Annotated in this window: 7 protein-coding genes; 2 read left to right on the forward strand and 5 right to left on the reverse strand. The window is 72.1% G+C overall.

The annotated features are described in order from the left end of the window. Nucleotides 1-183: 183 nt before the first annotated feature. Entirely contained in the window at nt 184-852 is a 669-nt protein-coding gene (locus ABZ371_RS26440; RefSeq protein ID WP_358684009.1) for a TrkA family potassium uptake protein, read from the forward strand. Then, nucleotides 852-1,529 (forward strand): TrkA family potassium uptake protein, encoded by a 678-nt coding sequence (locus tag ABZ371_RS26445; protein WP_358684011.1) that lies wholly within the window; start codon nt 852-854, stop codon nt 1,527-1,529. The genes ABZ371_RS26440 and ABZ371_RS26445 overlap by 1 nt, the downstream gene beginning before the upstream one ends. A 115-nt stretch (nt 1,530-1,644) precedes the next feature. Here ABZ371_RS26445 and ABZ371_RS26450 read toward each other — a convergent pair whose 3' ends face one another. The 5 genes from ABZ371_RS26450 to ABZ371_RS26470 all read right to left on the reverse strand — a co-directional run bounded on the left by ABZ371_RS26450 (nt 1,645) and on the right by ABZ371_RS26470 (nt 7,134). Next, on the reverse strand, nt 1,645-2,433 hold the full coding sequence (locus tag ABZ371_RS26450; RefSeq protein ID WP_358684013.1) for a DUF3159 domain-containing protein: 789 nt from the start codon (nt 2,431-2,433) through the stop codon (nt 1,645-1,647). Between the two features lie 3 nt (nt 2,434-2,436). Then, nucleotides 2,437-2,787: an OB-fold nucleic acid binding domain-containing protein gene (locus ABZ371_RS26455; RefSeq protein WP_358684021.1), complete on the reverse strand. Its 351-nt coding sequence runs from the start codon at nt 2,785-2,787 to the stop codon at nt 2,437-2,439. A 153-nt stretch (nt 2,788-2,940) separates the two neighbouring features. Further along, entirely contained in the window at nt 2,941-3,633 is a 693-nt protein-coding gene (locus tag ABZ371_RS26460) for a response regulator (RefSeq protein WP_358684015.1), read from the reverse strand. After that, nucleotides 3,630-6,230, reverse strand: a complete 2,601-nt coding sequence (locus ABZ371_RS26465; protein WP_358684017.1) for a sensor histidine kinase KdpD — start codon at nt 6,228-6,230, stop codon at nt 3,630-3,632. Before ABZ371_RS26465 ends, ABZ371_RS26460 begins: the two co-directional genes overlap by 4 nt. Nucleotides 6,231-6,399: 169 nt before the next feature. Next, nucleotides 6,400-7,134, reverse strand: coding sequence for an ABC transporter ATP-binding protein (locus ABZ371_RS26470; RefSeq protein WP_358684019.1), 735 nt, complete (start codon nt 7,132-7,134; stop codon nt 6,400-6,402). Nucleotides 7,135-7,302 lie beyond the last annotated feature (168 nt).

Here is a 7,302-nt window from a genome sequence, read left to right on the forward strand (position 1 = left end):
CGCCCGTCCGCCGCGGAGATACCCGCAGTCGGATGAGGCGGCGGAGCCCGGGCCGCATAAGCTCGACCCCGGGCAACGCCGAAGGTCGTTGCCCCGTTGTTTGCCCCGCAAGCGGAGAGAGAAGTGTGAGCAGGGTGTTTTCGCAGGTCATCCGGACGACCAGGACGGCGAGGTAGGCGCGAGGTGCACATCGTCATCATGGGCTGCGGGCGTGTCGGAGCCGCTCTCGCGCAGACCCTCGAGCAGCAGGGGCACACGGTCGCCGTGATCGACCAGGACCCCACGGCGTTCCGCCGCCTCGGTTCCGGGTTCGGCGGCCGGCGGGTCGGCGGGGTCGGCTTCGACCAGGACACCCTGCGCGAGGCCGGGATCGAGGAGGCCGGGGCCTTCGCCGCGGTGAGCAGCGGCGACAACTCCAACATCATCGCGGCCCGCGTGGCCCGGGAGATGTTCGGCATCGAGAACGTCGCCGCCCGCATCTACGACCCCCGCCGCGCCGAGGTCTACCAGCGTCTCGGGATCCCCACCGTCGCCACGGTCCGCTGGACCGCGGACCAGATGCTGCGGCGGTTGCTGCCGTCGGGCGCCGAGCCGCTGTGGCGGGACCCGAGCGGCGGCGTGCAGCTCGCGGAGGTGCACACCACCTCGGCCTGGATCGGTCACAAGATCAGCACGCTGCAGGAGGAGACGGGCGTCCGCGTCGCCTTCCTCACCCGTCTGGGTGAGGCCATACTGCCGACGTCGCAGACGGTTCTGCAGGAGGGCGATCTGGTCCACGTGATGATGCGTACGGACGAGATCGCGAAGGTCGAGGAGGCCTTCGCCGAAGGTCCCGAGGAGGGCGGTCACTGATGCGCGTGTCGATTGCCGGGGCTGGCGCGGTGGGCCGTTCCATCGCGGCCGAGCTCCTGGAGAACGGCCACGAGGTACTGCTGATCGACAAGGCACCGACCGCCATCTCGGTGGAGCGGGTGCCCATGGCCGAGTGGCTCCTCGCCGACGCCTGCGAGATCACCTCGCTCGACGAGGCGGCGCTCCAGCGGTGCAACGTGGTGATCGCGGCGACCGGGGACGACAAGGTCAACCTCGTCGTCTCCCTGCTCGCCAAGACCGAGTACGGCGTCCCCCGGGTCGTCGCCCGGGTGAACAACCCGAAGAACGAGTGGCTGTTCAACGAGTCGTGGGGGGTGGACGTCGCCGTGTCGACGCCGCGCCTGATGTCCGCGCTGGTCGAGGAGGCGGTGAGCGTCGGCGATCTCGTCCGGCTGCTGCGCTTCAGCCACGGTGACGCCAACCTCGTCGAGCTGACGCTGCCCCCGGAGTCGGCCCTGGCCGGCACGCGGGTCAGCGATGTCGCGTGGCCCGAGGACACGTCGCTGGTCACCATCATCCGGGGGACGCGTGTGCTGACGCCCAGCCCCGAGGAGACCCTGGAGGCCGGTGACGAGCTGCTGTTCGTGGCCGCCCAGGCGCGCGAGGAGCAGTTGGAGGACCTCCTGTCGGTCCGCCGCGAACCTTCCGACGACTGAAGCGCGCGGAGCACGCGGGCGACCGTGGGCGCGGGCGCAGGACACGGCCCGCGACATGTGAGGGGCCCGGACCGTCGTCACGATCCGGGCCCCTCGCTGTCGCGGTACGGCCGGCTCAGACCTCGTAGCCGCGGGGCTCCGCCGCCCGGGCGGCCTGTGCCGCCTGGGCGTCGCGCGCCGCCGTGCGGGCCTTCTCGGCCTCCTCCTCCGCCTCCATCTCGGCGAAGACGTCGATGGGCGGCGGCGCCTTGGCGAGGAAGACCCAGGTCAGGTACACCGCGAGAAGGAACGGCGGGATCTTGAGCGCGACCAGCACCCAGCCGAGCTGCGCGGTGTCGGCCCACCAGTACAGCGGGAAGAGGATCGCGCACTTGGCGAGGAGGATCAGCCCCCAGGCGTAGCTGGCCTTGGCGTAGGCCTTCTTGCGCCCCGGGTTCCTCGTGCGCCAGGAGAGGTTCTCCTTGAAGACCGGGCCGAGGATCAGGCCGATCAGCGGCACTCCGGCGAGCGTCGTGACGAGGTAGGCGAGGGCCAGGCCGAGCGTGTACAGCATGCCCGGCAGGTAGAAGTCCTTGGCGTTGCCCGTCATCATCGCGAAGACGACGCCGAAGGCCACGCCGAAGACGCCGCTGAAGGCGTGCTTGACGGTGTCCTTGCGGATCAGTCGTACGGCGACGAGCACGAGCGACACGGCCAGGGCGGCGATGGCCGAGAAGTGGAGGTTCTTGTCGATGGTGAAGATGGTGACGAAGAGCAGCCCTGGCAGGACTGTCTCCACCATGCCGCGCACGCCGCCGAAGGCCTCGAAGAGAGCGGCCTCGGTGACGGCCCTGGCCTCGGCGTCCTGCTGGTCGGTGCGGTGGGGCTGGTCCGTGTCGGACGTCGGCTTGTCGTGAGACGTCACCGGCTACTCCTTGCCGAGCGGTCGGAGTTCGTATTTGGGGTTGAACAGCACCCGGCGCCCGTGACTCATGGCGATCCGGCCCGAGGCGATCAGCCTGCGGCCCGGCTCGATGCCGACGATGGAGCGCCGGCCCAGCCAGACCACGTCGAGCGGTGCCGTGCCGTCGAAGAGCTCCGCCTCCAGGGCGGGCACTCCGGCCCGCGGGCGCAGGGTGACGGTCCGCAAGGTACCAGTCACCCTGACGATCTGGCGGTCCGTGCACTCCGAGATGCGCGTGCAGCCCGGGGCGTGCGAGTCCTCCCGCAGCTCCTGGGACTCCAGGTCCTCCTGCGAGCTGGACAGCCGGTCGAGCATGCGGCGGAAGCGGCCCGACGGCTTCTCCGTCCTGCCTGGCTTCTCGAATCGGTGAACAGCGCTCATACCCGAAGGGTACCGGTCCCCTGTGGTAAGGGCGGGCCGGCAGGTATGTCACCCGAAAGGGTGAGGCGACGCGCGGCGTGAGCGCGGTCAGCCGCGTTCGAAGCGGTAGCCCATGCCCGGCTCGGTCACGAAGTGCCTGGGGTGGGAGGGGTCGGCCTCCAGCTTGCGGCGCAGCTGGGCCATGTAGACCCGCAGGTAGTTGGTCTCCGTGCCGTACGAGGGGCCCCAGACCTCCTGCAGCAGCTGCTTCTGGCCGACGAGCCGGCCCGCGTTGCGCACGAGGACCTCCAGGAGGTGCCACTCCGTGGGGGTGAGCCGCACGTCACGACCCTCCCTCTGCACCTTCTTCGCCGCCAGGTCGACGGTGAACCCCGCCGTCTCGACGAGCCCCAGGGCGTCGGCGCCCTCGGGGCCGGCCGGTTCGGCACGGCGGACGGCGGCACGCAGCCTGGCCAGGAGTTCGTCCATGCCGAAGGGCTTGGTGACGTAGTCGTCGGCCCCGGCGTCGAGGGCCTCCACCTTCTCGTCGGAGGTGTGGCGGGCCGAGAGCACGAGGATCGGTACGCGGGTCCAGCCGCGCAGGCCCCTGATCACCTCGACACCGTCCATGTCGGGCAGTCCGAGGTCCAGGACGACGACGTCGGGGTGCCGGGCGGCGGCCAGTTGCAGGGCGGTCGCCCCGTCCGATGCCGCGTCGACCTCGTACCTGCGCGCCTTCAGATTGATCACGAGGGCGCGCACTATCTGCGGCTCGTCGTCGACCACGAGTACCCGGGTCATCGGGGCCCTGCCTTTCCTGCGTCCGTGGAGGGGGCGGCGGTGTGCCCCGGGGGTCTCGTGAGGTGGCCGGCGGCCCGGGGGCCGTCCTGCCGTGCCTGTTCCCGCGCGGCCTTCAGCGTGAGGACCATGGTGAGGCCGCCGCCGGGGGTGTCCTCGGCGTCCAGCGTGCCGCCCATCGACTCGACGAAGCCCCGGGCGACCGCGAGGCCGAGGCCCACCCCGGCACCTCGCGGGGCGTCGCCGTACCGCTGGAAGGGCTCGAAGATGCGCCCCTTGCCCTCGTCGGGGACACCGCGGCCCCTGTCCGCCACCCGCAGTTCGACCCGTCCGCCCAGGGCGCTGGCGGCGGCGGTGACGCGTTCGCCGTCGGGGCTGTACTTGACCGCGTTCTCGACGATGTTGGCGACGGCCCGCTCCAGCAGCCCCGGGTCGACGGCGACCATGGGGAGCGTCTCGGGGATGTCGAGGTCGACGCTGCCCTCCGGTACGCCGCCGAGCGCCATGGGGACGACCTCGTCGAGATCGATCTCGCGGATCAGCGGTGTGACGGTGCCCGTCTGCAGCCGGGACATGTCGAGCAGGTTGCCGACCAGGTGGTCGAGGCGGTCCGCCCCGTCCTCGATCCCGGCGAGGAGTTCGGCCTCGTCCTCCTCGGACCAGGAGACGTCGTCCGACCGCAGGGAGCTGACGGCGGCCTTGATGGCGGCCAGCGGAGTGCGCAGGTCGTGGCTGACCGCGGCGAGCAGGGCGGTCCTGATCCGGTTGCCCTCGGCGAGGCGCCGCGCCGCCTCGGCCTCGTCCACCAGCCGCTGGCGGTCGAGCACGACCGCCGCCTGCGCGGCGAAGGCCCCGAGCACCCGCCGGTCCTCGGCGGGCAGCACCCGGCCGGACAGGGCCAGCGCCATGTGGTCGCCGACGGGCATGTCCACGTCCGCGTCGTCGGGCCGGGCCACCGGGGCGGGACCGACGGACCCGGCGCAGGTCCACGGCTCCACGTCGCTCCGCCGCTCCAGCAGCGCGACGGACTCCATGGCGAAGGTCTCCCGGACACGGCCCAGGAGGGCGTCCAGGGCCGTCTCGCCGCGCAGGACACTCCCGGCGAGGGTGGAGAGGATCTCCGACTCGGCGCGCAGCCGCGCGGCCTGATGGGTCCGGCGGGCCGCCAGGTCCACGACGGAGGCGACCGCCAGGGCGACCGCGAAGAAGATCACGATGGCGACGAAGTTCTCCGGGTCCTGCACGGTCAGGGTGTGGGTGGGAGGCGTGAACCAGTAGTTGAGCAGCATCGAGCCGGCGGCGGCCGAGGCGAGTGCGGGTGCCAGTCCGCCGAGGAGGGCCGCTCCGACGGTCAGGAAGAGGAAGAGCAGGACGTCGTTGGCGAGCCCCGGCCCGTTCTCCAGGCTCCGCAGGAGGAGGGTCAGGAGCGCGGGCCCGCCCACGCCGACCGCCCACCCCCAGAGGATCCGGGCGCGGCTGAGCCTGGCGCTGCGGGCGATGGGCAGGCCGCGCCCCTTGGCGACCTCCTCGTGCGTGACGATGTGGACGTCCAGGTCGGGGCCGGACTCGCGGGCGACGGTGGCGCCGACACCGGGCCCGTAGACGTACTGCCAGGTCTTGCGGCGGCTGGAGCCGAGAACGATCTGGGTGGCGTTGACGCCCCGGGCGAAGGCCAGGAGCGCCGAGGGTATGTCGTCACCGATGACGTGGTGGAAGGTCCCGCCGAGGTCCTCGACGAGCGTGCGCTGGACGGCGAGTTCCTTGGGCGAGGCGGACGTCAGTCCGTCGCTGCGGGCGATGTACACCGCGAGGATCTCGCTGCCTGAGCCCTTGGCCGCCATCCGGGACGCGCGGCGGATCAGCGTACGGCCCTCGGGCCCGCCCGTCAGGCCGACGACGATGCGTTCGCGGGCCTGCCAGGGGGTGCTGATGTCGTGCTCGCCGCGGTACTGCTGGAGGTACTCGTCGACCCGGTCGGCGACCCAGAGAAGGGCCAGCTCGCGCAGGGCGGTGAGGTTGCCGGGCCGGAAGTAGTTGGACAGGGCCGCGTCGACCTTGTCGGACTGGTAGATGTTGCCGTGGGCCATGCGCCGGCGCAGTGCCTGGGGGGACATGTCGACGAGCTCGACCTGGTCGGCCCTGCGCGCCACCTCGTCCGGGATGGTCTCCTGCTGCCGCACGCCCGTTATCGCCTCGACGACGTCGCCGAGGGACTCCAGGTGCTGGATGTTGACGGTGGAGATGACGTCGATACCGGCCCGCAGCAGCTCCTCGACGTCCTGCCACCGTTTGGCGTTGCGGGATCCCGGCACGTTGGTGTGGGCCAGTTCGTCCACCAGCGCCACGGCCGGGGCCCGCTCCAGGACCGCGTCGACGTCCATCTCGGAGAAGACCGCCGAGCGGTGCTCGATGTCACGGCGGCGGATCTGCTCCAGGCCGTGCAGCAGCACCTCGGTGCGGGGCCGCCCGTGGTGCTCCACGAACCCGACGACGCAGTCCGTGCCCCGCTCCACCCGGCGGTGGGCCTCGGACAGCATGGCGTACGTCTTCCCGACGCCGGGTGCCGAGCCCAGGTAGATCCGAAGCGTGCCGCGTGCCATGGCCCCATTGTCTTCTCTGAACCGGCTCCCGCCGATGCGGGAGCCGCTCCTCGAAGCTACCCCGAGCATTTCCGGCACATGGGACAGGGGAGGGGTTCCGGGTCCGTATTGACGCGATTCTGACGCCTTCGCCGGCCCTCGCCGCGGGGCGGCCCCGCCCGCCCCGCGCTCACTCCCGCTCGACGATGTGCCCGTCGCTCAGTTCCAGTACGCGGTCGGCGAAGCCCAGCAGCTGGGGGTCGTGGGTGGCGACGAGGACGGTGACGCCCTCGCTGCGCACGACGGCCCGCAGCAGCTCCATGACGGCGAGACCGGTCTCCGCGTCGAGCTGTCCGGTGGGCTCGTCGGCGATCAGGAGCGCGGGCCGGTTGGCGAGCGCGCGGGCGATGGCGACGCGCTGCTGCTGACCTCCGGAGAGCTCACCGGGGCGCTGCCGCGCGTGGTCGCCGAGGCCCACGAGGGAGAGCAGCAGGTCCACCCGGTCCTCCCGCTCGCGCGGGTCGGCCTTGCGCAGCCTCAGCGGCACACCGACGTTCTCCGCCGCCGTGAGGATCGGGATGAGCCCGAACGACTGGAAGACGAAACCGATCCGGTCCCGCCGCAGCTCCAGCAGCCCGTCCTCGCCCAGCTCGGACAGGTCGGTGCCGCCGACGGTGATCCGGCCCTCGTCGGGGCTGTCGAGGCCACCGACGAGGTTGAGCAGGGTCGTCTTGCCGGAGCCCGAGCGCCCCTTGAGCGCGACGAGCTCGCCGCGCGGGATCTCGAAGGAGACCCCCCGCAGGGCGTGCACGGCGGTGGCGCCGGTCCCGAAGGAGCGGTGCAGGTCCTCGACCCGCACCATGGGCCCGCCGGCCGGGCTCTCGGTCAACGCCGTGCCGCTCTGTGCGCCGGTGCTCCGTGTCATCGCTCTCCCCCGTGCGTGCGCTGCCCCGCGTGCCGCTCCTCGGCCGCGGACAGTATGTGCGTGAGCCGGGCGGACGGGCAATGCCCGCGGTGGGCGGCGCGCGGGCCGATCCCCGCCCCGCCCGGGGTGCCGTGCGCCTGCGGCCCCGGCAGGGTGACGGCCGGTGGG

Source organism: Streptomyces sp. NPDC005899 (assembly GCF_040629645.1).
Taxonomy (GTDB): domain Bacteria; phylum Actinomycetota; class Actinomycetes; order Streptomycetales; family Streptomycetaceae; genus Streptomyces.